The sequence below is a fragment of the Scopulibacillus darangshiensis genome (assembly GCF_004341035.1).
Classification (GTDB): domain Bacteria; phylum Bacillota; class Bacilli; order Bacillales; family Sporolactobacillaceae; genus Scopulibacillus; species Scopulibacillus darangshiensis.
The window spans coordinates 235,591-261,025 of sequence record NZ_SLXK01000002.1 but is presented as its reverse complement, the minus strand read 5'-3'; the positions used below and the strand labels follow the sequence as shown (position 1 = coordinate 261,025).

Sequence of the window (25,435 nt, the reverse complement as noted above, 5' to 3'; positions counted from 1 at the left end):
GGCAAATAAACTGCTTGTTAAAACCCATTTTTATGAAAAAAGCCTATAAGCATTTTTTCATAACGTTTTGGGAAGAGAAGGAATGATTCGGTATGGCTTGCTTTAGGATAGGTCATAAGTTTGATATCTTTATTGTTTTTATACTTATTATAGATAGCCTTGCTGTTTGATACAGGGATAGCGTCATCAGCTCTTGAATGAACAAGCAAGATAGGGCCGTTAAAGTTTTTGACCGCATTAATAGGCGACACTTTATTTGTATCCAAACCGGAAAGAATAGGAACCCAGAAGTCCAGAATGACAGGAGTGAACGGGAACTGGGGGAGATGGGACCAATGCGGCAAATTCGTCTCCAGATAATCCCTGAGATTGGAAAAGGGTGAATCTGCGACAACCATTTTTACAGAAGGATCCTTTGATGCGGCAATCAAAGAAGTGGCAGCTCCCTGAGACCATCCCATCAAGGCAATCTGGGCTTTCGGATCACGCCTCATGACATCATCGATTGCACCTAGAAGGTCTTGTTGTTCGTAGTAACCGACTGTCGTGGTATCGCCATCGGACGTTCCACTGTTGCGAAAGTCAAAGGCGACAACATTATAGCCATGGCTATGCAACATCTTATAAAGGTTGAGGCCGGGCTTGCCAGCATCAATCGTCGGCCAAATCAGTCTGGTTCCCCTGTAGCCGTGTGAAAGAATGATCCATTTGTGTGCGGGCTTGTCAGCCTTCATGAGCCAGCCGTTCAACATCAAGCCGCCTTCACGGCTCTTAAAGGCTATATCTTGATATTTCAACTTGACGGCTTCAGGGGTTAAAGCAATGGGTTTACGCTCGGGATGTATTAATGAATTCGTCACATAATAACTGATGCCGAAGACAGCAATGACAAATGTGAGTATAAGAACAGTAAAGGCAATAAGCCATCGTTTTCTCTGCAGCGGCTTCCTCGGTCTCGGCTTTAAAGGTGTTTCCCGAACGACAGTGTTCATTTGTTGATCTCCTCTCGCACACTTTATTTTTTGTAAATTATACTGTAAGCGGTTACATTATTGACGGAAAAATCGGGTCTTCCGGTTATGCTATTTGTTCATTTGCTCAAGACAAAATCTGCCCCGATAAGGGTCATCTGTTATGATACCGTCAATGCCCCAACTGATCAGCTTCTTCATGATTGAAGCATTGTTGACAGTGTAAGCCCTGACTTTAAAATGGTGGTCATGCACCTTGTCAATCAGCTCTTTATTTACCGACCGATAATTCGGATGGATGGCTGACGCTCTCAATGCTTTGGCATAGCGCCAAGGCGATGGAATAGGCTTTTTATATAAGGGTGCTGTTTCGGCATTGGCGTCAATCTTAGCGATTTTAATTAAGCTGTCATGGTTAAAGGAGGAATAAATTGTCCGATTTTCCATTTGGAAATCGTGGATCATGGTGATGACCTTCTCTTCCATTTCATTATATGGGAACTTTTTATTTTTTAATTCTATATTTAATAAAAGATTTGTAGGACTTATCCATGCGAGGACTTCCTTCAATGTTGGAATGGCCGCATGATGGAAGCGCCGGCCGGCGTTAAGGGAGGCTAATTGTTTGGCGGTATAGTCTTTGACAAAACCGATGCCATTCGTTGTGCGGTTAAGGGTTTCATCGTGTATAACGACGGGAATACCATCCTTGGAAAGTTGGACATCACATTCGATGCCCTGTGCACCGCTTTTTAATGCAGCTTTAAAGGAGACCATTGTATTTTCAGGATATTTTGCGCTGTAACCTCTGTGGGCAAAAATAGTCGTGACCAACAATAACACTCCAATCATTACTTATAATCATATATTGGATCATGATAATATAAAAGGGTTTCAAAGAAAAAATAGCGAAGTCTATATAACATATGAATATGAAAAGGAAAGGGGATCGAATAATGAAACGATGGCAAACCAAAGAACAACTGAAGGATTTATTAGTGAAACTTATTGAGATACCGAGTGTAACAGGATCTGACGCGGAAATTGCCATGAGCGAGTACATCCATTTGCGGCTCGCCGATCTTAACTATTTTAAGACGTATCCCCACATGCTTGAATTGCATCCAACCGATGATGGCAGGAAGCTAGTGACCGCTCTCGTAAAAAAGGGTGATGCCAAAAAAACAGTCATTTTACTTAGCCATTTCGATGTTGTTGATGTGGAAGACTTCGGGGAATGGAAAAACCTTGCTTTTCGTCCTGAGGAATTAACCATAGCATTCGGACAAGAAAAAGGGAAGGTTCCTGACGAGGTGCAAAAGGATATCGAAAACGGCAACTGGCTGTTTGGCCGGGGAAGCATGGACATGAAAGCCGGTCTGACACTCCAGATGTCATTAATTGAGGAGGCTTGCGCCGGGCGGTTTGACGGCAACCTGCTTTTGCTTTCCGTTCCCGACGAAGAAGCGAATTCATTAGGTATGAGAACCGCGGCGGGCGTGCTCCTGGATCTCGCTGAAAGATATCATTTGGACTATACTACGCTGCTGAATGCCGAACCTTCTTTTGCCCGCTACCCTGGAGATCAGCATAAATACATCTATACCGGTTCAGTCGGTAAAATTTTGCCCGGCTTCTTCTGTTATGGTCAAGAAGCCCATGTCGGTGAGCCTTATTCCGGTCTAAATGCCAATTATATGGTTTCAGAGATAACAAAACTAATGGAATTAAATACTGATTTCAGTGAAATGGTGGATGATGAGGTGACACCGCCGCCGACAAACCTGATGCAAAAAGATCTTAAAGATGATTATTCCGTTCAGATCCCTAATACAGCTGTAACATTGTTCAACCTTTTAACGCTGGAACAACCGCTTGAAGACATCAATGAACAGCTGCGGAAAGTGGCTGATCAAGCGACAGAACACATTGAAGATCACTATTTTGAACAGGCGAATAAATTTTCGCAATGGACCGACTACAAGCCTGATCCAATGTCAGTCAGAGTCATGACTTTTGAAGAACTAACAAATGAGGCCATCGCCCTATATGGACGCTCTGAGATCGAACGGCGTGAAGCTTACATCTTGGCAAATTTTAATGAGCTTGGTGACCGGGATCTTTCCACAAGGCTGGTTTTTGACTTAGCCAGTCTTTGCAAGCATTTGGCGCCTATGGTTGTAATGTTTTATAGCCCGCCGTTTTATCCGGCGATTTCATCAAAAAATGTCGACATAACCCAAACCGTATTAAAGAAAGTCATGGCTTATGCTGATTCAGAAAACATCGGGCTGGCATATCAAAATTACTTTGCAGGGCTATCAGATTTGAGCTATGCCGGCTTGCCGCAGGGAACATCGTCCTTGAATGCGTTATTCGGCAACATGCCTTTGTATGGGAAGCGGTACAGTTTGCCGATTGATGCTTTAAAGGCATTGGATCTGCCCGTCTTGAATTTGGGCCCTTATGGCAAGGATGCCCATAAATGGACCGAACGGTTAGACATTGATTATTCTTTTGAAACACTTCCGCCAATGCTTAAGTTTACGGTCGACCAATTACTCAAATGAAAATTTTAATTGCTACACATAAGGAGATATGATATGCAGCCTATTAAAGCAGGTGACGGTGTTTGGCAAATAACGCTGCCCACACCGTTTGCCATCGGTCCTGTTAACGTCTATATTATTCAATCAGAAAAGATTACTCTCATTGATGCCGGTCCAAAAACCGAAGAGGCGCATCAGGCGTTTGTATCGGGACTAGAAGCCATTCACTTAACACCCGAATCGATCGATCAAATTGTCTTGACTCATCACCATCCTGACCACACAGGATTAGTTGATTATTTTGCCGGCGATATCCCTATTTTTGCCCATCCACATTGCGAGCCTTGGTTGGCCCATGAACCGGCCTTTATAAAACGTTACAATGACTATTTCAGGGATCTTTCTGTTCAAATGGGTGTACCTGCGAAAGCCTCGGATCAAGATCCTTCTATTGAAGATTACCTGGCTTATTCTTCGCGGGCCAGTGTTGACCATTTTATTCAAGAAGGGGACAGGGCAACCGGTCTTGCGGACTGGGAGGTGCTTGACGTTCCTGGACATGCATCAAGTCACATAGCCCTTTACCGCCCATATGATAAATTGCTTATTGGCGGTGATCTATTGTTAGAAAAGGTGTCATCCAATGCCATTCTCGAGCCGCCTTTTCATGACAATGATCTCGCACCGCGGACTCTCCTGCAATATCGCCATTCTCTGCGAAAATGTCTTGATATTGAGGTAGACAAAGTGTTGCCGGGTCACGGCAACATATTCAGCGGAGCACACGGGCTCATCCTCGAGCGCCTTAAGCAGCAGGTTAAGCGGCGTCATGATGTACTTAGTTACTTTCAAGCGGAGGCTTTACCTGTCTTCACAATTGCTAAAGAGATGTTTTCTAAAGCCTATCAGTCACAGCTTGATCTTGTTTTATCTGAGATTCAAGGGCACATCGATTGGCTCGTTCTCAGGGGAGATATTCAGGCGAGTATAAAGGATGGGGTCGTTTATTATGAGCGGACCGATCATTTGGGGGACGGACTATGTCCAATCGACGTCTAACAAATCATATCGTAGTCATTACAGGAGCCTCGGGCGGAATAGGAAGAGAAATGGCGATGCTTGCGGCGAGTCAAGGGGCACTGCCGATCCTTATAGCCAGGTCCCTGGACAAGCTTAAGGAAGCACAAAGGGTTATAAAGGAACACTATCAAATCGAGGCTGATGTCCATTCTCTTGATATTAGTGACTTGGATGCCATTCAAGATGTTTTTACCGCTATTTTAAAAAAACATGGCCATATAGATGTATTGATCAATAATGCCGGCTTCGGCATTTTCGATTATTTCACGGATGCAACGCTCAAGGATATTAAGAGCATGTTCGACGTCAATGTTGTCGGGTTAATGGCTTGCACGAGAATGGCCGTCCCGCATATGATCGAACGAAGAAGCGGTCATATCATTAATATTGCATCAATTGCCGGCAAACTGGCAACACCTAAGTCCACCGTATATTCAGCAAGCAAACATGCTGTCCTTGGCTTTACAAACGGGCTTAGGATGGAACTTGAGGATCAAGGGGTTCAAGTGACCGCCGTTAATCCCGGACCGATCCGGACAAATTTTTTCCACATTGCCGATCCTGAAGGCGGTTATACAGCGAGTGTCAACCGCTTTATGATTGAACCGGAACATGTGGCGAGCAAGGTCATTGCTGCGATAGGCACGAAGAAAAGAGAGATTAATCTGCCCTGGACCATGAGTACAGGATCCCGGTTGTATCAGCTGTTTCCGCGTTTGGTTGAAGCGATTGCCGGAGGCTTGTTTAAAATGAAATAACATCAGGTATAGTTTTTTTATCAAATGGTAAAGGTAAAATTGGAAGATTAAAGCGGTGGAGGTATAAGATGTTAGACAATCATGATCCAGCGGAACCGGAATTGTCACCTGTGACGAGACAAAAATTAATGGGATTTATTGATGAAATGAAGCATGAGATCAGCCATATCACGGATGCCCTAGATCATAAGCAATGCTGCATTCTAAAGGAATTTGAACAAATCCAGGGTATATTCGGGAATTTTCAATCCACTGCTGCATCTTATTATTTAAAGTTTTACCTTGCTCCTTATACGGATTGTTATCCGACGCTGTCGACAGCTCTTCAGCACATGTCAGAACGAAATCATGGCGCCTTGATTGTTATCCAAAGGGATGATCTATTGGATGATTTGATTCAGCCCGGGACACGGGTGGGTGCAACGTTAACCTTCCCTTTGCTTGAGTCCATTTTTTACCCTGGGGGACCGCTCCATGACGGTGCTGTTATTATTCAGGAAAACATGATCGTCTCAGCCGGAAATGTGCTGCCGCTGACGCATTCCATCGTAGGCGACCGTAAGCTTGGAACAAGGCATCGGGCAGCTTTAGGTCTTTCTGAACTTAGCGACGCACTGATTTTAGTCGTCTCTGAAGAAACGGGAAGGACATCCTTTGCCTTAGGAGGCAAGCTCTTTCCGATCAGCCCGACCGGCTTTTTGCAATAGAATTAAGATTGACACATGGAGTGGCAAGGGCAGCGTCAGCGATGTTGTTCTTGTCTTTTTTCTATAGCTTTAACACTTCCTTAACAATAAAAGAAACACAAGGTAAATGTTTCGATGTCACTGTATCATCAGCTCCAAAAACATGAAGCAAGTCATAAGGCATGTTTTGAGATGTGAGGACGTACTGTTCAATTGTTAGATTAAACGGGTCTGCAATCCAGTATTCTGTCACGCCAAATTGTGCGTAGCTTTCCTTTTTCACTGTCCGATCCCGCTTGGCGCTTGTTGGGGAGAGAATTTCAATAACCAGATCCGGGGGGCCGACAACAGCATATTCCTTAATAATATCTTCCCGGTTGCGGTGAATCATTAAAATATCGGGTTGTCTTGTTTCATTTTCAGATAAAATAACATCGACAGGTGCATCCATAATGATAAACTCATTCTCGCATGAACCTATTAACATGAATTCTAACCGTTGACTCATCCGCTGATGAGTTGTTGTGGGTGAGGGTTTGAGTTCGAGTTGTCCACGAATAATCTCATATTGATTTCCATCCTCTGGCAATTGGTAATAATCCTCTACTGTCCATCCTGTTTCCTTCACAATGTTTGGTCCACTAGCCTTTTTTTTGTCCATTCATATTCCCTCCGATCCGCAGGTGTTCTATGGAAAATTATCGCATTTATCCTTTCTTTGAGCAATACTCATTCTAGTCACCCCTAAGTCCTGGCGAACAAATGGGTTAATTTGGATATCATAAATCTTTTTTAATGATCCATTCTAAATATGTAAGAAGATTTTAAAGGAGTGACTATAATGACTGTCATCAGCCAAGTTAAACAGACTTTAGCGGGTTTGAAAAGTGCTCAGGCCAGCTTGGAAACCTTTGCACTCGGAACTGATAATAAGAATGCCAAGCAGCTTTATCAAAATGCTGCTCAGCAAACACAAATGATTGTGAACACACTGGAACCGCGTGTTCAGGAAATTGAACAAGAAGAACCACAATATACGCAACAATAAAAGTCATAATGAAGGGGGGGTGGTGTCCAGCCAGCCTCTTTTTCAAACCTACATAAGAAGGGGGAATACAGTATGAATACCAAAGCCTTTATTTATTATTTTATACCTATTATTATTTTGTCGGCCGGCCTTGCCGGATGTTCGGCACATAGCGGTCAGGACCATAATAAAAATAACGGCCAATTTACGGAGATAAGCAATAAAAAGGTGAATGACCAGTCGGTTTCAAATCAGGCAGAACAAGAGCTCGCTAAGAGAAAAGATATTACCAAGGTACGTGCTGTTAATACTGATAAAGAACTGCTTTTGGCGTTCAAGGTCCTGCAGCATGACAGGTTCCGCTTAATAAAAATCGAAAGCCAAGTGAAATCGGGTTTATCGAAAAAGTATCCACGATACAAAATCAACGTATCAACTGACCAAAAGATTTTTTTGGAAATTGAGCGATTGGAGAAGGAAATCAAGGCAAATAAAGTGGATGAGGATAAGCTTAAAAAGACACTCAACCATCTCAAAAAACTAATGAAAGAAAAAACATAGGAAAAACAGGTGATCGTTATGGCAAATCAAAAAAAGAAAAAATTAACGCCAGTTCAACAGGAATATAAAGACTTTCAAAGTCAGCGGGAAACCAAACGCCCGATTTTAAAGAACATTCTCAAAGCCTATTTAGTCGGGGGAATCATTTGTATCATCGGCCAAGCGATTCAATTGTTTTACATTTACTTTTTCAATTTTACCGACCAAACGGCAGGCAATCCGACTGTAGCGACATTAATCTTTATAGCCATGCTGTTAACCGGATTTGGTGTCTATGACCGGATCGCTCAATTCGGTGGAGCAGGTACCGCCGTTCCTGTAACAGGCTTCGGCAATGCGGTCATCTCGGCTGCTATTGAACATCGGTCTGAGGGCTTCATCTTAGGGGTCGGCGGCAATATTTTTAAATTAGCGGGCTCGGTGATCATTTCAGGGGTATTTGCCGCATTTATCGTTGCATTAGTTAAGACAATCTTAATTCAGTGGGGTGGACTATAATGCTCACCGGTCACCGTACATGGCTGTTTGATCAAAAACCGGTCATTGTCTCGACAGGTACCGTGGGCGGACCGTTCGAAGCCGACGGCCGGATCCCGGATGATTTTGATCTGTTGCATTCAGATACCTGGCTTGAACAAGATACGTTTGAGAAGGCTAATAAAATTTTACTTGAGGAAGCCTGCCAGAAAGCCATTGAAAAGGGGCAGATTCAAAAGGAACAAGTGCAATTTTTTCTTGGCGGCGATCTTATTAATCAAATCACGCCGACGAGCTTTGCTATGAGAACAATCGGATCACCCTACCTTGGACTATTCGGCGCCTGTTCAACATCAATGGAAGGATTGGCGCTCGGTGCTTTTATTGTCAACGGCGGGGGAGCAACCTGTCTGTTGACCGGTTCAGTCAGTCATAATTCATCCGTTGAAAAGCAATTCCGTTACCCCACGGAATACGGGGGACAAAAGCCGCCGACGGCCCAATGGACCGTGACTGGAGCCGGGGTAGCGTTATTGAAAAATCAGGGAATAGGACCCCGAGTGACCTCCGCTACCATCGGCAAGGTTGTGGACATGGGATTAACCGATCCTTTTAACATGGGTGGTGCTATGGCCCCTGCTGCCGTCGATACCATTGAAGCCCACTTAAAGGAGAGAAATGTTGACCCAACGTATTACGATCTCATCGTTACAGGTGACCTTGGTAATATTGGCAGAAACGTTTCTTTAGATATGTTTAAAAAGCATGGACTGGCAATCGAAGAAGAAAAGTACCAGGATTGCGGACTGTTGATTTACCGGGATGATCAGCCGGTTCTTTCCGGGGCGAGCGGTTCGGGGTGTTCAGCCGCCGTTGTATACGGTCATTTACTTAATAGGATGAAGAAGGGTGACATCAATCGGATGCTTGTCGTCGCGACAGGGGCGCTTTTGTCGCCGCTAACCTTTCAACAAAATGAATCAATTCCATGCATTGCGCATGCTGTTTCGATCGAAGCCGGAGGTGATCTGTCATGATATTTCTATGGGCCTTTCTCGTCGGAGGCGGAATCTGCGCCATTGGCCAAATCATGTTTGATGTTCTGAAGCTTACGCCTGCTCACACCTTAAGCATTCTCGTCGTCGTCGGTGCTATCTTAGATGGATTTGGCCTTTATGAACCTTTGATTGATTTTGCCGGCGCCGGGGTCACGGTTCCGATCACCAGTTTTGGCAATTCTCTTGTCCATGGGGCTATGGACGAGGCCCGCCAGCACGGATTAATCGGGGTTATTACCGGGATGTTTGAAGTGACAAGCTCGGGGATTTCAGCGGCAATTGTCTTTGGGGTTATTGGGGCGATTTTCTTTAGACCAAAAGGTTAGGAGGAAAACAAATGACTATCGGTTCACAAGTCAAGCAATCCTTGGCAAGTGTCAAGAGCATTGAGGCTATTTTGTCCAGCTTAACAGTTCAAAGCGAGGACAAAACGGCAAAGAAGGCTTTTGATGAGTCCCGAGTGCTGGCAGCAAGGGTGGCAGAGGATTTACAAAAGCGAGTCGGGGAATTAGAGCGGGAGGAAGCACAATATAAAGGATTTTAAGCTTGAATTTAAAGGAGTAAAAGATTATGCCTGAATGGTTAGACATCGTTGTTAGGTCATTACTTTTTTTAATCGTTCTATTCTTGGTTACCAAGTGGCTGGGTAAAAAACAAATTTCTCAACTATCCTTTTTTGAATATGTAACTGGCATTACCATCGGAAGCATAGCCGGTGAGGTGGCCATGGGGCTCGAAAATAATATTTTTTACGGCATTATCGGGATCGTCATTTTTTCTGCAGTTCCTCTTCTCATTAACATTGTATCGCTGAAAAATAAAAAAATCCGTGATTTTGTAGAAGGGAATGGAACAATTTTCATTAAAAACGGTAAAGTTATGGAAGATAATTTAAAAAAGGAAAAGTATTCGACAGATGAATTGTTGGAGCTGCTGCGAAAAAGAAATGTTTTTCAAGTGGCAGATGTTGAATTCGCTTTGCTTGAACCGACTGGCGACCTCAGTGTCCTTCTTAAAAAAGAAAAACAGCCGCTGACAGCGTCAGATCTTGGGCTGCCTGTTGCCCCGATTAAGGAGCCTCAGACGGTAATCATGGATGGTGAAATTCTGGATGAACCTCTGTCAACAATTGGTTTGAATCGAAACTGGCTTAAAGGTGAACTATCTAAATTGGGAGTGGCAATTGAAAATGTTTTTCTTGGTCAGGTAGATGGGAACGGACAATTAACCGTTGATTTATTTGATGACAAGATTGAGGTGGCAGCGCCGCAAGAAAAGCCGTTATTGCTGGCTAATATTAAGAAATGCCAGGCTGATCTGGAGCTGTTCGCCTTGTCAACAACATCTGCCGCCGCCAAGGAGATGTATGGCCGGAATGCTCGAAAAATGGATGAACTTCTTCAAATTGTATCGCCTTATTTAAAAGACTGATCCTAATTTACTTACATCTATAATTTACCATTGTTAAACGAACGAACATTCGCATATAATATAAATACCGCAGGAATATTGATCCTGGTCAATAGACCTACAAATTCGTTTTTGATGGTGATGTCGATGTTAAAGGAAAAGCATTTGCCAAACAAAAAAATTCTGTGTATTGATATGAAGAGCTTTTTTGCGAGCTGTGCGGCCGTTGAACTAGGGCTCAACCCTTTAGAATGCTATTTAGCTGTCGTCAGTGATACCAAACGGCAGGGCAGTGTGATTCTAGCTGCTTCGCCGCGCCTGAAAAAGGAATTCGGCATTCGGACCGGCAACAGGCTGTTTGAGGTGCCAAAGCATTCAAAGATCCGCATCGTGAATGCCAGCATGTCCAATTACCTAAAACGTTCAATTGAAATTTCACAATTGCTCAATGAATTTGTTCCGATTGAAGCCATCCATCCATACAGCATTGATGAAAGCTTTGTTTGTCTCGATGGCACCGAACGTTTATGGGGCACCGCCGGGGAGGCAGCCGTCCTGATTCGCAACCGTATTCTTCAACAGACCGGTCTGCCATCTGCTGTTGGCATCGGGCCGAACATGCTTCTTGCGAAATGCTGCCTTGACCTGGATGCCAAAATAGACGGTATCGCTGAATGGACGTACGGTGATGTCCAAAAGAAGCTGTGGTCGGTGACACCGTTAAGCAAGATGTGGGGGATCGGTTCTAGGCTTGAGAGCACGCTCAATCGAATGGGGATTGTGTCAGTCGGCCAGCTTGCCCGTTATAATCGGGAGCTGCTCGAGAAGAAGTTCGGTGTGATGGGTGCCCAGTTATACTATCACGCATGGGGAATTGATTATTCTGAGCTCGGTGCACCAAATATGCAGGGACAGGTCAGCTATGCAAAAGGGCAGGTCCTGCTAAGGGATTATAACGATACGAAGGAAATTAAGCATGTTCTTTTGGAAATGTGTGAGGAGGTAGCCAGAAGAGCCAGGCAAGCTGGCAAGGCCGGACGGACGGTGAGCCTTGGTGTCGGCTACAGCAAAACCGAAGGGGCCGGCGGTTTTCATCGTTCAAAAACAATCGACGCGCCGACCAATGTCACAATGGATATTTACCATGTATGCCTCGAGTTATTCGCTAAATTTTATCGGCATCAAACGGTCCGAAAGCTTTCAGTTACCCTTTCCAATACATGCGATGATAATCAATACCAGCTGAACCTGTTTGACTCTGGCTATGAGAAGCGCCGAAAGTTGGGGTATGCAATGGACCAGATTCGCGAAAAATATGGATCAACAGCATTGCTTCGGGCAGTTTCTTATACTAAAGGCGGCACAGCGATCGAGCGCAGCAAGCTTCTCGGGGGACATCAGGCTTAAGCAGGTTTGGAAGTAGGTGGCCTTTGGCTTGACGGGCACGAGAGAGCTATTCGTTCCCTTCATCGGAAATTACTCCCCTCCCTAGAATTTCCTCATAAAGATCTCTTCAATGTTATGATTGGCATCCTTTTTTAAAATGATATTGGCGCGTTCTTTTGTCGGCGCAATGTGCCCCCTAAGATTGGGTCCGTTGATTGTATGCCAAATCTGCAGCGCACGTTCACGAAATTCCTGAATAGTCAAGCCGGAAAACCGGTGAAAGTAGGATGCGGGATCGTCGCGGTGCACGGTGTAAAGTTTTTCAACGCGCTCAAGGTACCAATTAATAGCTGAATCCTCTTCAGCATCAACATAAATGGCAAAGTCCAGATAATCGGAAATAAACTGATCATTCGGTCCGTTCCTATGCGGCCGCTGAAGAACATTAATACCTTCTAATAGAATGATTCTCGGGTTATGAATAAGTTGCTTATCAGTAGAAGAGACATCATAGGTGTCGTGTGAATAAACTGGAACCGTGAGATCAGGTTGACCGGTTTTTGCATGTTGTAAAAATTGAATAAGCGCTGCCATATCATAACTTTCCGGAAATCCTTTGCGTTCAGTGATTCCTTTTTCTTCAAGAACGGCGTTCGGAAAAAGGAAATTATCAGTGGAAACAACGTCAACACAGGTTGTGCCAAGCAGCTGTGAAAGCAGTTCACGAAAAACCGCTGCCGCTGTCGTTTTTCCCGCGGCAACGCCACCGGCAACACCGATAATAAACGGGATATCAGAGCTTGCTTCTCCAAACTTTAGGGAGGTTAATCGCCGCTCTTCAGTATATTTATGAAAATGGTGACAGAGGTCACGCACAATCGAAAGATAGATATGATATTGGTCACGATCAGCCAAAATGTTTTGCAGTTTGCCAGCAAGATCGTCTCGTTCAATTTGAAGATCCCGAATCATCTGCTGCTTAAGCCATTCCCCGCTAGCAGAGGACCAAAATAAATGTTGATTAGGCTGAAGGGATGCCACTTTACCAAACACTCCTTATAAAAATCACAAATTTCCTCCATACTTTAATAAAAATTAAGTTCGCTAAAGAAATAATGGAGTAAAGTATAAGCCAAGTTTTCTTTATTCTACCATAATACCCTGCACATGTGGGCTTTACACCGCATACGTTATGTTAGCAGGAGGTGTGTATGCCTATGTTCATTCATGTTGTCAGAAGCGGGGAAACATTATGGCAAATTGCCAGCAGGTATGGTGTCAGCTTATCGGAAATCGAAGAGGTGAATCAGCTGCCAAATCCCGACCAGCTTGTAATAGGTCAAGCTATTGTTATTCCCAGCGGTGCTGAAGGAAATAAGCCGACGATTGATGTTAATGCTTATATATTTAATTTAGAAAGACAAAGCGGCCAAACTGTTGCACGGGTTGCGGACGATTTAACTTACTTAATGCCGTTCGCCTACCGGATTCAAGCTGACGGCGGTTTGACTCCCATCAATGATAACGCTGCCATCTTGGCGGCCTATCAACACAGGGTTGTCCCAATTATGGCCATCACAAATTTTACATCTACGGAAACAGGAACAACGCTTGCCCATACGATTTTAAGCAGCCCGCAATTACAGAACACATTGCTTACAAACATTTTAGGTATGATGAGAGCAAAGGGTTACCAAGGCCTTAACATTGACTTTGAGAATGTCAATCCTGATGACCGCGAAAGCTATAACCAGTTCCTTCAGCGGACCGTCAATCTGCTCCATCCAGAAGGTTATTCGGTATCGACAGCTCTTGCGCCAAAGACGAGCGCTGAACAAGCGGGTTTGTTATATGAGGCACATGATTATCCGGCACACGGCCGAATCGCAGATTTCGTTATCCTGATGACCTACGAATGGGGCTACCGTCTGGGACCGCCGCAGGCTGTCTCACCGATTAATCAAATCAAACGGGTCTTGGATTACGCGGTCACGGTGATTCCAAGGGATAAAATATTTATGGGATTTCAGTTATATGCCCGCGATTGGCTGCTGCCCCATGTCCAAGGACAAGAGGCTGAGACATTCAGTCAGCAAGAAGCAATCCGGCGGGCGGTGAAATACAAGGCAGCGATTCAATATGACAAAGAAACGGAATCTCCATTTTTTCGCTATACTGATGAACAAGGGCGAAGGCATGAAGTGTGGTTTGAGGATGCCCGCAGCGCGCAAGCAAAGTTTGACCTTGTAAAAAACTATCGTTTGAGGGGCATCAGCTATTGGGCACTCGGCTTTCCATTCCCGCAAAATTGGGCGCTTCTTGAGGCCAATTTTAATATCCGCAAGATGATGTAATTGAAAAACTATTTATTCCAGGGGCGGCCTAAAAAACGGCGGGCTCCTTTTCTCGTATATCTATGTCAATTTCTTGGTTATATAGTAGTAAAAAGGTACGGTGCAGATTTTAAAATATTCAAATTACTATGACCTCCGACACTTCCCGGGAATAACTTTACAAAATTATAATAAAAGTATTGAAAATTGTCTTGATCAATATATAAAAAATATGATGAAGGTGAGAAGATGAATGCAGCCCTGTATAACGAGATTCAGCACTTTATAGAGAAGAAAGGCTGGAATAAAACAAAATTAGCCAATAACACAGGCATTCATATAAGTGAAATAAGCCGAGTATTTAACCACAAACAACCCCTTTCTTTTCGAAACCTGGATGCTATAACCAAAGCGTTTGGACTGGCTAAGGGGACACTTTATTCTTTTTACATAGAAGAGTGTTTTAATGAAAAGCGGCACTTGGATAAGCGAAGAAGTGAGCAGTTTTTGTATAAATGCGCAGCGGAGGGTTATGAAGGACACACCCACGACATTCTAAATGCCATGATTGAGGAGAAGTCAAAAACCATTCGAAGCAGAAACTTGAAAAACATTTTTTCGGTAGCGGAAAAGCTATTTAATGAGGGAAAAGAACAGCAAGCATTGCCCTTATATGAGGCGATCATTGAGAATGAAGCTGATCGTTTCTCAGAACACTTGGCAACCAGTTATTTTAGGCGATTTTATATTGTAAGAATGACCGGGAAAGGGCAGCTTGCTTTGGCTCATGTCCTTGAGCATCTCGCTTATATGCCCAAAGAAATAAAGATTGACGCCTACTTGTGGATAACGGCATATTATTATTTGCGTGAGCAATGGGAAGAGGTACTGTATTTTTCAGAAAGGCTGGCGCAAATGGTTACTAAGGGAGAATACTACGGGCGGGCCTTGATGTATAAAAGCTTTGCATTAAGACGATTAGGCGGTTCACTTGAAGATGTATTAGAACTCACGGAACGATACGGCAGAGTAAATGCATTTTTTTCTGAAATAGCAGAGGGAAACCGGTTTGTTGCATTACTGGATTTTGGCCGATTGGAATGTGTGGATGATTATTTGGCGTGGCTTGATAATCGAAATGATATTTTTGTCGGTTTACCGAGATTGCTCGAGGCCTATGCTAAATTGCGAAGATTTGACGATGCCTCCAAGCTATTAAAGAAGTATCACGATGCTATTGATGACATGGTCAAAAGCCAGGAACCTTACAAACAGCAAATGTATTTGTATTTTCGATATGCGCACGCTTTGTATCTGTGCATGACCAATCACACGACAGAGGGGCTGAATGAATTATTAGATGTGGCCGCTTTAGCAAGTCAAATCGGCAATATCGAACGGCTGAAGCAATGCCTTTTGGTGTACTGGGAATATCGGGAACAGACAACCCCAGAATTGGAGAGCCGATACAGACAGTTGCTTAACTCAGGGGAAAACTGCAAAACATTCAAATGAAGTGGATTTGGGTACTGCCAGCAACAAGCGGAGATTGTTGAGCAAATCGACATCCCAAATGTAAATATTCCTCTAAAAACAAAATCACATCACAAATCCATCACACTTTACGGGTAAAGTAAAAACAACCTACACTACATTTAGGGGAAGTGGTGTTTTATGAAAAAGCCTTTTATACTTTTAGCAGATGATGAATTAAGAATTAGAAAGCTTGTTTCTGATTTCCTTATAAAAGCAGGATTTGAGGTTTTATGTGCAAGGGATGGCAAAGAGGCGTTAGACATTTTTACAGAGCAGGGTAATAAAATTGCCCTTATTATTCTTGATGTGATGATGCCCAATATGAATGGATGGGAGGTTTTAAAAGAAATAAAAGAACTATCTATCGTCCCTGTTATCATGCTAACAGCTAGAGGTGAAGAAGCAGATCAGCTTAAAGGCTTTAAGCTTGGGGCTAACGATTATGTAAACAAACCTTTCTCACCCAGTGTATTGGTTGCAAGAGTTGAGAATCTTTTGAAGCGTTCGGGGAAAATTGGAAGTAAACAATTGGTTTTTGGTAACATTTCGATAGAACCAGAGTCCCGAATCGCTTTTGTAGAAAATTCACCTATTGAATTGACCCCGAAGGAATTTGATTTGCTTTTATACTTTTTCAATAATATGGGGATTGCTTTAACCAGGGACAAGCTTCTTAATGCAGTTTGGAATTATGATTATTTTGGTGATTTGCGTACTGTAGACACGCATATTAAGCAGCTCCGTGCAAAGCTTGGAATATACAGCAGTTATATTCAGACTGTAAGAGGGATAGGGTATAGATTGAAGGTGCAAAGTGAAACTATCGATCAGAACTAAGTTATTTTTAATACTTTCATCCATCGTATTACTATTTGTCATTATTACCCAGCTATTTAGTTCATTTTTTCTTGAGGATTTCTATCTCTCTTCAAAAAAAGATACACTCCGTGAAAGCCTGAATGAAGTGCAGCAACTACTCCTTAAGAGTGCTAACGATTATGAAGATCAATTAATTGCCTTGCAGGATCGTAAAAATATCAGTTTGATCATTGCCGATCGTAATTATAACGATATTTTCAGCCTTGCTCCTTATAAGCGACCCTTTCAGAGGAAGCGTAACACCCATAGTGAAGAGCTCATAAAAAGGAATATGGACTACTTTACAAATAAACCTTCTATTATTGTACGGACTGAAAATAGGACGAAATCGCAGTTCCTTAGCCTATTTTCAAAAATTAAGCTTAAAGATGGATCTGAAGGCTATGTCGTAATCAGTTCCTCGATCGACGCTATGAAGGATAGTGTAAATGCAGCAAGGACATTTATTCTGTATCTATCCCTTTTTGTTTTTGTCATTGGCACCTTGATTATTTTTTATGTTTCAGGCAGCATTTCAAAACCTATTGTCAAAATAGGTAAATTAACCGCAGAAATGGCTAGACTCAATTTTTCTCAAAAAATTGAAGTCAAATCTTCCGATGAAATAGGTGACCTTTCCAAAAACATCAATTCCCTTTCGAGAAATCTTAATAAAACGCTGACTGAACTTGAAGTCGTTAATGAACAGCTTCGTGAAGATATTAAAGAAAAAGAAAGCATTGATCATTCGAGAAAGGAACTCATCGCGAATATATCCCATGAACTCAAAACGCCTATTTCTCTTATAGGAGGATATGCCGAGGGCTTAAAGGTAAACGTCAATAATGAAGATAGAGATTATTACTGTGATGTTATTCTTGATGAAGCAAAGAAAATGAATAGGCTTGTTCTCGATCTTCTTGATCTTTCTCAAGTTGATGCTGGATATAAGCTAATGAATAAGGAAATTTTTAATCTTACTCAGCTTATAAGTCATACGCTTGAAAGATATACATTAAAGCTTGAAGAAAAAAGAATTACTATTACGCGATCCTATAACGGTAACTTTATTGTATACGCAGACCCTGACAGAATAGAACAAGCCTTAACCAATTATCTTAATAACGCAATTAATAATATCGATGGAAAAAGGCAAATAATGATTCAAGTTGAAGAGAAAGATGAAGAATTGTTCATTAGTGTATTTAATACGGGCAAACCGATTAGTTCAGATCATTTAATGAAGATCTGGGATAGTTTTTATAAGATTGATAAAGCACGTACTCGCGAATACGGGGGTACAGGGCTAGGTCTTTCGATAGTAAAAGCTATCGTACAAGCACATGGTGGAAAATACGGCGCGAAGAATTGTAATGGCAGTGTTGAGTTTTGGTTTTCGTTACCTAAATATTAATGGTAGAAAAACGTAGCTTCTGATTGATTCAGGGGCTTTTTTCGAGGCTACTCCCTTATCTTGAATTTTCTGGAAACTATAAACCCCCTTAACTTAAACCAGTCAATTTTTTAAAGTCCTCAAATTTTTTTAGGCATCCTCACAAAAGCATCACAATCATTCCATACAATGAAGCCAGTAGAAATGGAAAGGAATGATTGAGTTGGGATATAAAAAAGTTTTCTCCCTTTTAATCACTAGTTTAATACTAATAGCGGTTATTTCAGGTTGCAGCAATGAAACTTCAACAACTCCAGTTAAAACCACTACACAAAAGGTGAAAAAAGGAAATCTTGAAGTAGGTCTTGCGGCGGATGGCCGAATTAATCTTTCGCTCACCAATTTAAATTTCGAAGAAGCAGGTGTTGTAAAGAAAATCAATGTCAAGGTTGGCGAGAAGGTAAAAAAAGGAGAAGTCCTTGCTGAACTTGATGACACTGACGTTCAACTTGCGATAACAAAAGCTGAAAATACATTGAATAAAGCGGAGGCTAATTATACAGATGCTGTTAATAAGCATGAAATCAATCGTATGGAGGCAAAAAATAAACTTGATGAAGCCAAAACTAAAATGGACGCTAGACCAGACGATGATTCCCTCAAAGCTTCTTATGAGCTTGCCTTAAAAAAATATAATTTAACAAACAGCGATTCCAGCATTCAAAGTGCCAAGTTAAGTATAGAAGAAGCCAAAAATGATCTTCAAGAAACCAAAAATAATTTAAGTAAGCTAAATCTCAAAGCGCCTTTTACAGGGAAAATTATGAATATCGCCTATAAGGTTGGTGAATCTGTATCTGGAACGAAATCAACCTCAACAACTGGGGCGAGTACAAATACAGCCACATCAGGTTCTTCCTTTATGACGATGTATGATCCATCTGTTGTCTATATAACGGCTAACGTAACCGAAAGTGATATTCCAGGGATAAAAAAGGATCAGGATATGAGGGTAACCATTGATTCTTTATCCCTTGAAAACCTGAAGGGCAAAGTCGTTTCCGTTAGTGAAGAACCGAATATTGACAGTTCCGGCATCGTTACGTATGAAGTAACCGGGAAGCTTACAAAAACAAACGAAAACATAAAGGACGGAATGACCGCCTTCCTCACTTTCTTAAAGAAAGAGAAGAAAGATGTTTTATTGGTACCCAATAAAGCTATTTTCGTTGAAAATGGAAAGCAATATGTTAATGTGAAAGATCCTGATGCAAAAACGGAAAAAAGAGCGATTACCGGCGGCCTAACGAATGGAATACAGACGGAAGTTGTAAAAGGACTTAAAGAAGGAGAAACCGTTGTTATTGGTGGTGTTAAGAAATGAAACTAGTTGAGATGATGCGATCCGTGATGCTCAGCGTATCTCATAATAAATTTAGAGTATTTCTGACATCTCTCGGCATCATTATAGGAACCTTCACTATCATTATGGTTGTTGGGATCAGTAAGGCAAGCGAGGAAGCAGTGACTCAGCAATATAAAAGACTGTCCGTTGAAAGTATTACCATTTCAAAAGCAAGGGGCGGCGGACGCAGAAATGCCAGTACTATTTCTAAGGACCTAACGAAAGAAGATGCCTTAAAGATGCCTGAATTGTTAACGAATGTAAAGAGTGTAGGTATTAGTACAAGAACGACTTCAGATATCGCCTATGGGTCAACATCCGAAAGTGTAAGCATTCAAGGGGTTAATGAAGCCTATGCTGAGATCACAAATCTGTCGACATTAAGTGGAGCGTTTTTTGGTGATGAAGATGGACTTGCAAGAAATCGGGTGGTTGTACTTGGTTATAACCTCGCTAATCTCCTCTTTGAAGGCAATATAGAGAGTGCGGTTGGACAAAAGGTTTTGTTAAAAGGAACAACCTTTACTGTTGTTGGGGTACTTGATCGAATTGGAGGATCGGGCGGAATGAGTAGTGGAGGCGGCGGAATGTCAAGTTCCACTTCCGCAGACGAAATGGCCTTTATCCCTTATGAAGTGGCATTGAAATATACATCTGGGAAAAGGGCAGCTACATCTACCTATATCGCTATGGCAAATGATATAGACAGCGTTAAGCCCGCCATTGATGAAATTAAACAATATATCGGAGAAATAACTGGAAACTCTGAATCTTACAACGTTGTTGATGCAGGGAGTACTCTCTCTTCTGCGCAAGAAACCTCTCGTACAATGTCCGCCCTTTTAATAGCCGTTGCCGTTATTGTGCTAGTCGTAAGCGGCATCGGGATCATGAACGTTCTTATGGTAGCCGTAAAAGAAAGAACGCGTGAAATTGGAATTCTCAAAAGTATTGGGGCTGCTAGAAAGATCATTTTGTTAGAGTTTTTGTTTGAAGCCTTATTCATCAGTCTATTCGGCGGTATTCTAGGAGTATTGCTAAGCGTTTTGGCACCTTGGGTACTTTCATTTACGGATATAAAATATTCAGCGTCAATCGATGGTATTGTTCTTGGTCTAGGATTTTCTGTGGTAACCGGAGTTTTCTTTGGCTATTACCCGGCTGCCAAGGCATCAAAGCTCAAGCCCATTGAAGCGCTTAATTACGATTGATAGGAGAGATACGTATGAACAAAAAAGGATTTTCACTTCTTATTGCATGTTTATTAATGGTTGCAGTGTTTTCAGGTTGCTCAAATTCAGAGGGCTCTTCATCTTCAGCGAATGAGTCGGGGACTTCACAAAAGAAAGATTCTGGAAAAGTAACGATGGAAAAACCTGATTTGTATGGAGAAATTTCAGAAGTAGTCGGAAATGAAATAACGTTAAAACTGATCGAACAACCAAAAAGAAATGGACAAAACGGTGAAGACAAAAAACGTTCAGGAGGTGGAAAACGCGGAGGCGGTGATAAACGTGAAGTGAAATATACAGGAAAGAAGAAAACGATCGTTATTCCCACTGGTACGCCTCTCGTAACCATGACTCGAGAAGATAAGAAAATGCAAGAAAGCGAAATTAGCCTGAATGAATTAACGGTCGGGAGCACATTATCGGTTTATTATCAAAAAGATGGTAAAACGATAGAAAAAATTAGAGTGAAAAAGCCAAGGGCGGGAGGTGGCCCTAGGTGACAACACTGGTAATTGAGATATCGAATGTATCTAAGTCCTACGGTAAAGGTGAAAGTAAGTTAACCGTCCTTAAGGAAGTCTCTCTTACGGTTGAACAAGGTGAATTTGTCGCTATACTTGGACCTTCTGGATCAGGTAAAACCACACTAATGAATATTATTGGTCTGATTGATACACTTGATAGTGGAAGCTACCATCTTGATGGCGTTGATATAAACAATCAATCTGAAAAGGACTATGCAAAAATTAGAAATGAGAAAATAGGATTTGTTTTTCAAAAGTTTAACCTTATTTCAAAGTATACAGCTCTATACAATGTAGCTTTGCCTCTTTTACTACATGGGGAGAATTATAAAACGGCAAAGAAAAAGGCCATGCAAACGCTTCATCGAGTGGGGCTGAGCGAAAGAAGCCATCACCGTCCAAATGAACTTTCAGGTGGGCAGCAGCAGCGTGTGGCTATTGCCCGCGCTTTAATCGGTGAATGTCCTCTCATTCTAGCGGATGAGCCGACTGGTGCACTCGATCAGAAAACAGGTATAGAAGTTCTTGATTTCTTTCGAGAGTTAAATAGAGAGGGTAAAACCATTGTCATGATTACCCATGATCCAAGTATTGCGTCTAGGGCACAAAGGGTCGTCCATGTACAAGACGGCAAAATTATTCAGAAACGCGAGTCAGTTGTTCAATAGCTATGAAACAATGGGGGAATTAAGCCATCACCTATAAACGGGATAGTCAGTAAGAATTTATAGGAGGCTAACTAATGAACAAATTAATTAGAGAAATCGAATTAATTTTACCGGAATTTAAAACACATAATGATGCTAGAGAATGGTTTAAGGCAAAGTTTGGCGACGCTTTTGTATGGGCTGAATCGGAAGACGACATAATCGGTGAGCCTACGTCCTTTTATCATTTAATCCTTGATCGATCAGTATATAATGCATTTATGCGTAGATTAGAGGAGTATGGCTATTCAACTTGGATGGACGGGCTTACGAGTTATCAAGAAATACAAATAACTGAAAGTGGATCGGTTACTATTGTTTATTAATCAAGTCATCATCAAATCAAGTCATCATCATTCATAGATACTTAGTTCTGCGATATAAAACGAAGGTTTAGCAGTTTAGGAGCATCGAATCAGAGAATCAGCCGGATTCACCTGTAGCATGGTGAAGACCGGCTATTTTCTATGTCTCGTTTCCTTCATGTTGTAAATCCGCGTTTTGTTGATGGTACCCCGATTTGATCAGGCGGGGCTCAGCAAAGAGTCCGCCTATTTTTTACGAAGGAAACCAAATTTGATGGCATTTTGCAAAATTAGAATTCTATCAAATCTAAATATAATGAAAAAGAGGTTATTTTATCAAAATATGAAAGGGGAAAATCAATTGAAGCATGGTTACAAAGCACTGTCCATCGCCGCATTATCAGCTGCTTTATTAGCATCTCCTGTGGCAAGCCACTATGTGAATGCAGAAACAACTGTCAAAAAACCAAAAGCGCATGTCCAGAAGCTGCGAAAAAGTGAATGGAACAAGCCAGAACGAAGTGGCGTCAAGACCCTCTTGAGAAATAATCAAAATGCCGCTCAAATCTTGGACTTAAAGGGTCAGCATCCTAAAGTCAAAGACGAGTACCTCGTCAAATTCAAAGATCAAAAGTCAGCAAAAAAGGTGAAAAAGAGCCACAAAATGAAAACGCTGAAAAAGCTGTCCGCCCCCAAATATGAATTAATTCATATGACTGAAAAGACAGCCAAAAAGCTAGTAGAAGAAGGAACAGTTGAAAGCATCCAGCCGAACTACAAGTACAAGCCTTTGGCAACAACGGACGAGCCGCTATTTAATAAACAATGGGCACTAGAAAACAACGGACAGTCGATCAATGCCCAAAAAGGGGCGGAAAATGTTGATCTTGATGCGGTTAAGGCTTGGGATATCACCAAAGGAAGCGAAGACGTTATTGTTGCTGATATCGACACAGGCGTCGACATTAACCATCCTGATTTAAAGGACAGCATTTGGACGAACAAAGGAGAAATCCCTGATAATGGAACCGATGATGACGGCAACGGTTATATCGATGATGTCCACGGCTGGGATTTCTATAATCGTGACAATACAGTCTATGATAAAAAGCAGGGTGATGATCATGGCACACATGTCACAGGCATTCTTGCAGCATCAGAAAATGGCAAAGGGGTTGTCGGCATCGCCCCAAGGATTAAGGTCATGCCTTTGAAATTTCTCGGTCCTCAAGGCGGCACGTCCGCGATGGCAATTGACGCGATCGCTTATGCGAAAAAAATGGGCGCTAGGATTATTAACGCAAGCTGGGGATCTGGCCCTAACGACCCGGCCTTAAAAACAGCCATTGAAAATTCGGGCATGCTCTTTGTTACAGCAGCCGGGAACTATGGCTGGAATATTGATGACAAGCCAAGCTATCCGGCAAGCTTTGACAGTCCAAATATTTTATCAGTCGCCGCTGTTGATAATTCAGGAAAACTTGCTTCCTATTCAAATTATGGCGCAAACTCCGTAGACATCGCTGCACCTGGCACAGATATAATGAGCACCGTTCCTGCTTCGGCAGACATCGGTGTTGCGGCAGAGATTACTGCAGGAAAAGGCAAAGTGATTTTTAACGATTTAGGATTTGAAAACTTTAAAGTGGCGGCTGAACGGAAAGATGCTTTTAATCGTGCCATAGATTACTTGGGTGTCAAATCAGACAGCAAGATCTTGCTTGTCGAAGATGATAATGAATTTATGAGCCCGGACTTCTTGCCAGTATATAAGGCATTGTTAGATGGTGCGGGATTGACATATGACACTGTTTCTGTTGATGACGTTTGGTCAGATGGCCCGAATCTCGACAAAATGAAAAACTATGATGCTGTCATTTGGTTTACCGGCGAAGAAAATGGAGGATTTAACACCACAACGCTTAAAGAGGCTGACCAACAAAACCTTATGGCGTATGTAAAAGAAGGCGGGTCACTATTATTAACCGGCCCTGATTCACTCGATGAAATCAATGACTCTGAGTTCGTAAAATCGTTCTTGCATCTTGATCATCAGTGGGGCTGGGGCATGATCAAATCAACAGCCAAGGGCAAGAAAGACACAGCATATGACGGTGTGACATCATACAGTGCCTACCACAGATGGGTTGATGCATTGTCTTCAAATGATCCGTCACATACCAAGATCGACTTGTACTACCCTGGCAACACATATGCAAACGCGTACGAGTATTACAGCGGAACATCAATGGCTGTGCCTTATGTTGCAGGCGCTGCAGCGCTTGTTTGGGGTGAACATCCTGATCTAACGGCAGAACAGGTCAGCGATATATTGCAAAGAAGCGGGAAACCCTTGGCTGATTTAGATGGAAAAGTTAAGAGCGGGAAAATGGTTGATGCTTACAATGCTGTTACGGCTGATCCGGGAGATGGCAACAATGACATTCCAGGCATTCCTTTTAAAAACGATAGATTTGATGACAGCCTAGATTCGGATAATGACACGGATGATGTGTTAAAGGTCGATTTAAAAGCCGGTGAAACACTGAATCTTGCTCTGCATGGCGAAAAGGGTACCGATTACGATCTATATGTTTTTGATAGAGATGCCAAAACCGTTGATACTAGTAGCGGCATCACGGCCTATTCGGAAAATGAAGGCACGTCTGCGGAAGCCGTCACTTTTACGGCGAAGGAAGCAGGATCTTACTATATCGATGTCTATGCGTATGATGGTGCAGGCGACTATACATTGATCAGGGGAAACGGTCCTGGCTCATATGATGACAAGTCTGAAAAAATAACTTATAAAGGGGATTGGCAATCTATTGATGATGACAATGTCCATGCCAAGAAACTAGAAAGTAGCGGCACGGCTGAATTCACCTTTGTCGGAACCAATATTGCTTATAAATCCTACAAAGACAACACACAGGGACTTGCCAACGTGTACATTGATAACAAGCTTGTCGCAGCACCATCTTTATATTCTAAGACACCGCAATATGATCAGGTCATTTTTAGTAAAGACGTGTCATTTGGCGTGCACACTGTCCGGATCGAATGGGCCGGCAAACGGGACCCGGAAGCACGACGCTCTCATGCGGATATTAGTTTGGATGGATTTGTCGTTACTAATCAATAGAGATGCTATAGATTATTAATCTACTAATATATCG

General features: G+C 42.3%; 26 protein-coding genes. 22 read left to right on the top strand and 4 right to left on the bottom strand.

Annotated elements, in window-relative coordinates; all coding sequences use genetic code 11:
* Positions 1–17: 17 nt before the first annotated feature.
* Entirely contained in the window at positions 18–992 is a 975-nt protein-coding gene (locus EV207_RS03055; protein ID WP_132743499.1) for an alpha/beta hydrolase, read from the bottom strand.
* Between the two features lie 90 nt (positions 993–1,082).
* Positions 1,083–1,805 (bottom strand): glycerophosphodiester phosphodiesterase, encoded by a 723-nt coding sequence (locus EV207_RS03050; RefSeq protein ID WP_243646919.1) that lies wholly within the window; start codon positions 1,803–1,805, stop codon positions 1,083–1,085.
* A 122-nt stretch (positions 1,806–1,927) separates the two neighbouring features.
* On the opposite strand from EV207_RS03050, the gene EV207_RS03045 reads away from it, so the two are divergent.
* The 4 genes from EV207_RS03045 to cdaS all read left to right on the top strand — a co-directional run bounded on the left by EV207_RS03045 (position 1,928) and on the right by cdaS (position 6,065).
* Entirely contained in the window at positions 1,928–3,541 is a 1,614-nt protein-coding gene (locus EV207_RS03045) for a M20/M25/M40 family metallo-hydrolase (RefSeq protein ID WP_132743495.1), read from the top strand.
* Positions 3,542–3,574: 33 nt separating this feature from the next.
* Positions 3,575–4,579 (top strand): MBL fold metallo-hydrolase, encoded by a 1,005-nt coding sequence (locus EV207_RS03040; RefSeq protein ID WP_132743493.1) that lies wholly within the window; start codon positions 3,575–3,577, stop codon positions 4,577–4,579.
* Positions 4,561–5,358, top strand: coding sequence for an SDR family NAD(P)-dependent oxidoreductase (locus EV207_RS03035; RefSeq protein ID WP_132743491.1), 798 nt, complete (start codon positions 4,561–4,563; stop codon positions 5,356–5,358). Before EV207_RS03040 ends, EV207_RS03035 begins: the two co-directional genes overlap by 19 nt.
* A gap of 68 nt (positions 5,359–5,426) precedes the next feature.
* A complete protein-coding gene (gene cdaS / locus EV207_RS03030; protein ID WP_424511339.1) occupies positions 5,427–6,065 on the top strand; it encodes a sporulation-specific diadenylate cyclase CdaS in 639 nt (212 codons plus the stop codon).
* A gap of 61 nt (positions 6,066–6,126) precedes the next feature.
* Here the strand turns inward: cdaS and EV207_RS03025 are convergent, their stop codons facing one another.
* Positions 6,127–6,705 carry a Uma2 family endonuclease gene (locus EV207_RS03025; protein ID WP_132743489.1) on the bottom strand — a complete coding sequence of 193 codons (579 nt, stop codon included), beginning with the start codon at positions 6,703–6,705 and terminating at the stop codon, positions 6,127–6,129.
* A gap of 180 nt (positions 6,706–6,885) precedes the next feature.
* Between EV207_RS03025 and EV207_RS03020 the strand changes: the two genes are divergently transcribed.
* The 8 genes from EV207_RS03020 (at position 6,886) to EV207_RS02985 (ending at position 11,984) form a co-directional block, all read left to right on the top strand.
* Complete coding sequence (locus EV207_RS03020; RefSeq protein ID WP_132743487.1) at positions 6,886–7,092, top strand: DUF1657 domain-containing protein; 207 nt, start codon at positions 6,886–6,888, stop codon at positions 7,090–7,092.
* A gap of 72 nt (positions 7,093–7,164) precedes the next feature.
* Entirely contained in the window at positions 7,165–7,632 is a 468-nt protein-coding gene (locus EV207_RS03015) for a YhcN/YlaJ family sporulation lipoprotein (protein ID WP_132743485.1), read from the top strand.
* A gap of 18 nt (positions 7,633–7,650) precedes the next feature.
* Positions 7,651–8,130, top strand: coding sequence for a stage V sporulation protein AC (spoVAC, locus tag EV207_RS03010; RefSeq protein ID WP_132743483.1), 480 nt, complete (start codon positions 7,651–7,653; stop codon positions 8,128–8,130).
* On the top strand, positions 8,130–9,146 hold the full coding sequence (gene spoVAD / locus EV207_RS03005) for a stage V sporulation protein AD (RefSeq protein WP_132743481.1): 1,017 nt from the start codon (positions 8,130–8,132) through the stop codon (positions 9,144–9,146). Before spoVAC ends, spoVAD begins: the two co-directional genes overlap by 1 nt.
* Positions 9,143–9,493: a stage V sporulation protein AE gene (spoVAE, locus tag EV207_RS03000; RefSeq protein ID WP_132743479.1), complete on the top strand. Its 351-nt coding sequence runs from the start codon at positions 9,143–9,145 to the stop codon at positions 9,491–9,493. Before spoVAD ends, spoVAE begins: the two co-directional genes overlap by 4 nt.
* Positions 9,494–9,504: 11 nt before the next feature.
* Positions 9,505–9,711: a DUF1657 domain-containing protein gene (locus EV207_RS02995; RefSeq protein WP_132743477.1), complete on the top strand. Its 207-nt coding sequence runs from the start codon at positions 9,505–9,507 to the stop codon at positions 9,709–9,711.
* Between the two features lie 26 nt (positions 9,712–9,737).
* Positions 9,738–10,598 carry a DUF421 domain-containing protein gene (locus tag EV207_RS02990; protein ID WP_132743475.1) on the top strand — a complete coding sequence of 287 codons (861 nt, stop codon included), beginning with the start codon at positions 9,738–9,740 and terminating at the stop codon, positions 10,596–10,598.
* A 126-nt stretch (positions 10,599–10,724) separates the two neighbouring features.
* On the top strand, positions 10,725–11,984 hold the full coding sequence (locus EV207_RS02985; RefSeq protein WP_132743473.1) for a Y-family DNA polymerase: 1,260 nt from the start codon (positions 10,725–10,727) through the stop codon (positions 11,982–11,984).
* A gap of 81 nt (positions 11,985–12,065) precedes the next feature.
* Here the strand turns inward: EV207_RS02985 and coaA are convergent, their stop codons facing one another.
* The gene (coaA, locus tag EV207_RS02980) at positions 12,066–13,004 is read right to left on the bottom strand and encodes a type I pantothenate kinase (protein ID WP_132743471.1); all 939 of its coding nucleotides are present in this window, start codon (positions 13,002–13,004) and stop codon (positions 12,066–12,068) included.
* A gap of 170 nt (positions 13,005–13,174) precedes the next feature.
* Between coaA and EV207_RS02975 the strand changes: the two genes are divergently transcribed.
* From EV207_RS02975 to EV207_RS23650, 10 genes are all read left to right on the top strand, one after another.
* Positions 13,175–14,317 carry a glycosyl hydrolase family 18 protein gene (locus EV207_RS02975; RefSeq protein ID WP_243646918.1) on the top strand — a complete coding sequence of 381 codons (1,143 nt, stop codon included), beginning with the start codon at positions 13,175–13,177 and terminating at the stop codon, positions 14,315–14,317.
* 228 nt (positions 14,318–14,545) lie between these two features.
* Positions 14,546–15,811, top strand: coding sequence for a helix-turn-helix domain-containing protein (locus tag EV207_RS02970; RefSeq protein WP_132743469.1), 1,266 nt, complete (start codon positions 14,546–14,548; stop codon positions 15,809–15,811).
* A gap of 159 nt (positions 15,812–15,970) precedes the next feature.
* Entirely contained in the window at positions 15,971–16,669 is a 699-nt protein-coding gene (locus EV207_RS02965; RefSeq protein ID WP_132743467.1) for a response regulator transcription factor, read from the top strand.
* Positions 16,647–18,104, top strand: coding sequence for a sensor histidine kinase (locus tag EV207_RS02960; protein ID WP_132743465.1), 1,458 nt, complete (start codon positions 16,647–16,649; stop codon positions 18,102–18,104). The genes EV207_RS02965 and EV207_RS02960 overlap by 23 nt, the downstream gene beginning before the upstream one ends.
* Before the next feature lie 202 nt (positions 18,105–18,306).
* Positions 18,307–19,467 (top strand): efflux RND transporter periplasmic adaptor subunit, encoded by a 1,161-nt coding sequence (locus EV207_RS02955; RefSeq protein ID WP_165886814.1) that lies wholly within the window; start codon positions 18,307–18,309, stop codon positions 19,465–19,467.
* Entirely contained in the window at positions 19,464–20,699 is a 1,236-nt protein-coding gene (locus EV207_RS02950) for an ABC transporter permease (RefSeq protein WP_132743461.1), read from the top strand. Before EV207_RS02955 ends, EV207_RS02950 begins: the two co-directional genes overlap by 4 nt.
* Positions 20,700–20,713: 14 nt before the next feature.
* Positions 20,714–21,220 (top strand): hypothetical protein, encoded by a 507-nt coding sequence (locus tag EV207_RS02945; RefSeq protein ID WP_132743459.1) that lies wholly within the window; start codon positions 20,714–20,716, stop codon positions 21,218–21,220.
* Positions 21,217–21,912 (top strand): ABC transporter ATP-binding protein, encoded by a 696-nt coding sequence (locus EV207_RS02940; protein ID WP_132743457.1) that lies wholly within the window; start codon positions 21,217–21,219, stop codon positions 21,910–21,912. The genes EV207_RS02945 and EV207_RS02940 overlap by 4 nt, the downstream gene beginning before the upstream one ends.
* 74 nt (positions 21,913–21,986) lie before the next feature.
* Positions 21,987–22,277 (top strand): hypothetical protein, encoded by a 291-nt coding sequence (locus EV207_RS02935; RefSeq protein ID WP_132743455.1) that lies wholly within the window; start codon positions 21,987–21,989, stop codon positions 22,275–22,277.
* A 340-nt stretch (positions 22,278–22,617) separates the two neighbouring features.
* Positions 22,618–25,401: a S8 family serine peptidase gene (locus EV207_RS23650; RefSeq protein ID WP_165886813.1), complete on the top strand. Its 2,784-nt coding sequence runs from the start codon at positions 22,618–22,620 to the stop codon at positions 25,399–25,401.
* Positions 25,402–25,435 lie beyond the last annotated feature (34 nt).

What these genes read in the sequence shown, in the direction of transcription:
- EV207_RS03055 (WP_132743499.1), bottom strand. Translation starts at nt 992, where the DNA reads ATGAACACTGTCGTTCGGGAAACACCTTTAAAGCCGAGACCGAGGAAG.
- EV207_RS03045 (WP_132743495.1), top strand. Translation starts at nt 1,928, where the DNA reads ATGAAACGATGGCAAACCAAAGAACAACTGAAGGATTTATTAGTGAAA.
- EV207_RS03040 (WP_132743493.1), top strand. Translation starts at nt 3,575, where the DNA reads ATGCAGCCTATTAAAGCAGGTGACGGTGTTTGGCAAATAACGCTGCCC.
- EV207_RS03035 (WP_132743491.1), top strand. Translation starts at nt 4,561, where the DNA reads ATGTCCAATCGACGTCTAACAAATCATATCGTAGTCATTACAGGAGCC.
- cdaS (WP_424511339.1), top strand. Translation starts at nt 5,427, where the DNA reads ATGTTAGACAATCATGATCCAGCGGAACCGGAATTGTCACCTGTGACG.
- EV207_RS03025 (WP_132743489.1), bottom strand. Translation starts at nt 6,705, where the DNA reads ATGGACAAAAAAAAGGCTAGTGGACCAAACATTGTGAAGGAAACAGGA.
- EV207_RS03020 (WP_132743487.1), top strand. Translation starts at nt 6,886, where the DNA reads ATGACTGTCATCAGCCAAGTTAAACAGACTTTAGCGGGTTTGAAAAGT.
- EV207_RS03015 (WP_132743485.1), top strand. Translation starts at nt 7,165, where the DNA reads ATGAATACCAAAGCCTTTATTTATTATTTTATACCTATTATTATTTTG.
- spoVAC (WP_132743483.1), top strand. Translation starts at nt 7,651, where the DNA reads ATGGCAAATCAAAAAAAGAAAAAATTAACGCCAGTTCAACAGGAATAT.
- spoVAD (WP_132743481.1), top strand. Translation starts at nt 8,130, where the DNA reads ATGCTCACCGGTCACCGTACATGGCTGTTTGATCAAAAACCGGTCATT.
- spoVAE (WP_132743479.1), top strand. Translation starts at nt 9,143, where the DNA reads ATGATATTTCTATGGGCCTTTCTCGTCGGAGGCGGAATCTGCGCCATT.
- EV207_RS02995 (WP_132743477.1), top strand. Translation starts at nt 9,505, where the DNA reads ATGACTATCGGTTCACAAGTCAAGCAATCCTTGGCAAGTGTCAAGAGC.
- EV207_RS02990 (WP_132743475.1), top strand. Translation starts at nt 9,738, where the DNA reads ATGCCTGAATGGTTAGACATCGTTGTTAGGTCATTACTTTTTTTAATC.
- EV207_RS02985 (WP_132743473.1), top strand. Translation starts at nt 10,725, where the DNA reads ATGTTAAAGGAAAAGCATTTGCCAAACAAAAAAATTCTGTGTATTGAT.
- EV207_RS02975 (WP_243646918.1), top strand. Translation starts at nt 13,175, where the DNA reads ATGCCTATGTTCATTCATGTTGTCAGAAGCGGGGAAACATTATGGCAA.
- EV207_RS02970 (WP_132743469.1), top strand. Translation starts at nt 14,546, where the DNA reads ATGAATGCAGCCCTGTATAACGAGATTCAGCACTTTATAGAGAAGAAA.
- EV207_RS02965 (WP_132743467.1), top strand. Translation starts at nt 15,971, where the DNA reads ATGAAAAAGCCTTTTATACTTTTAGCAGATGATGAATTAAGAATTAGA.
- EV207_RS02950 (WP_132743461.1), top strand. Translation starts at nt 19,464, where the DNA reads ATGAAACTAGTTGAGATGATGCGATCCGTGATGCTCAGCGTATCTCAT.
- EV207_RS02945 (WP_132743459.1), top strand. Translation starts at nt 20,714, where the DNA reads ATGAACAAAAAAGGATTTTCACTTCTTATTGCATGTTTATTAATGGTT.
- EV207_RS02935 (WP_132743455.1), top strand. Translation starts at nt 21,987, where the DNA reads ATGAACAAATTAATTAGAGAAATCGAATTAATTTTACCGGAATTTAAA.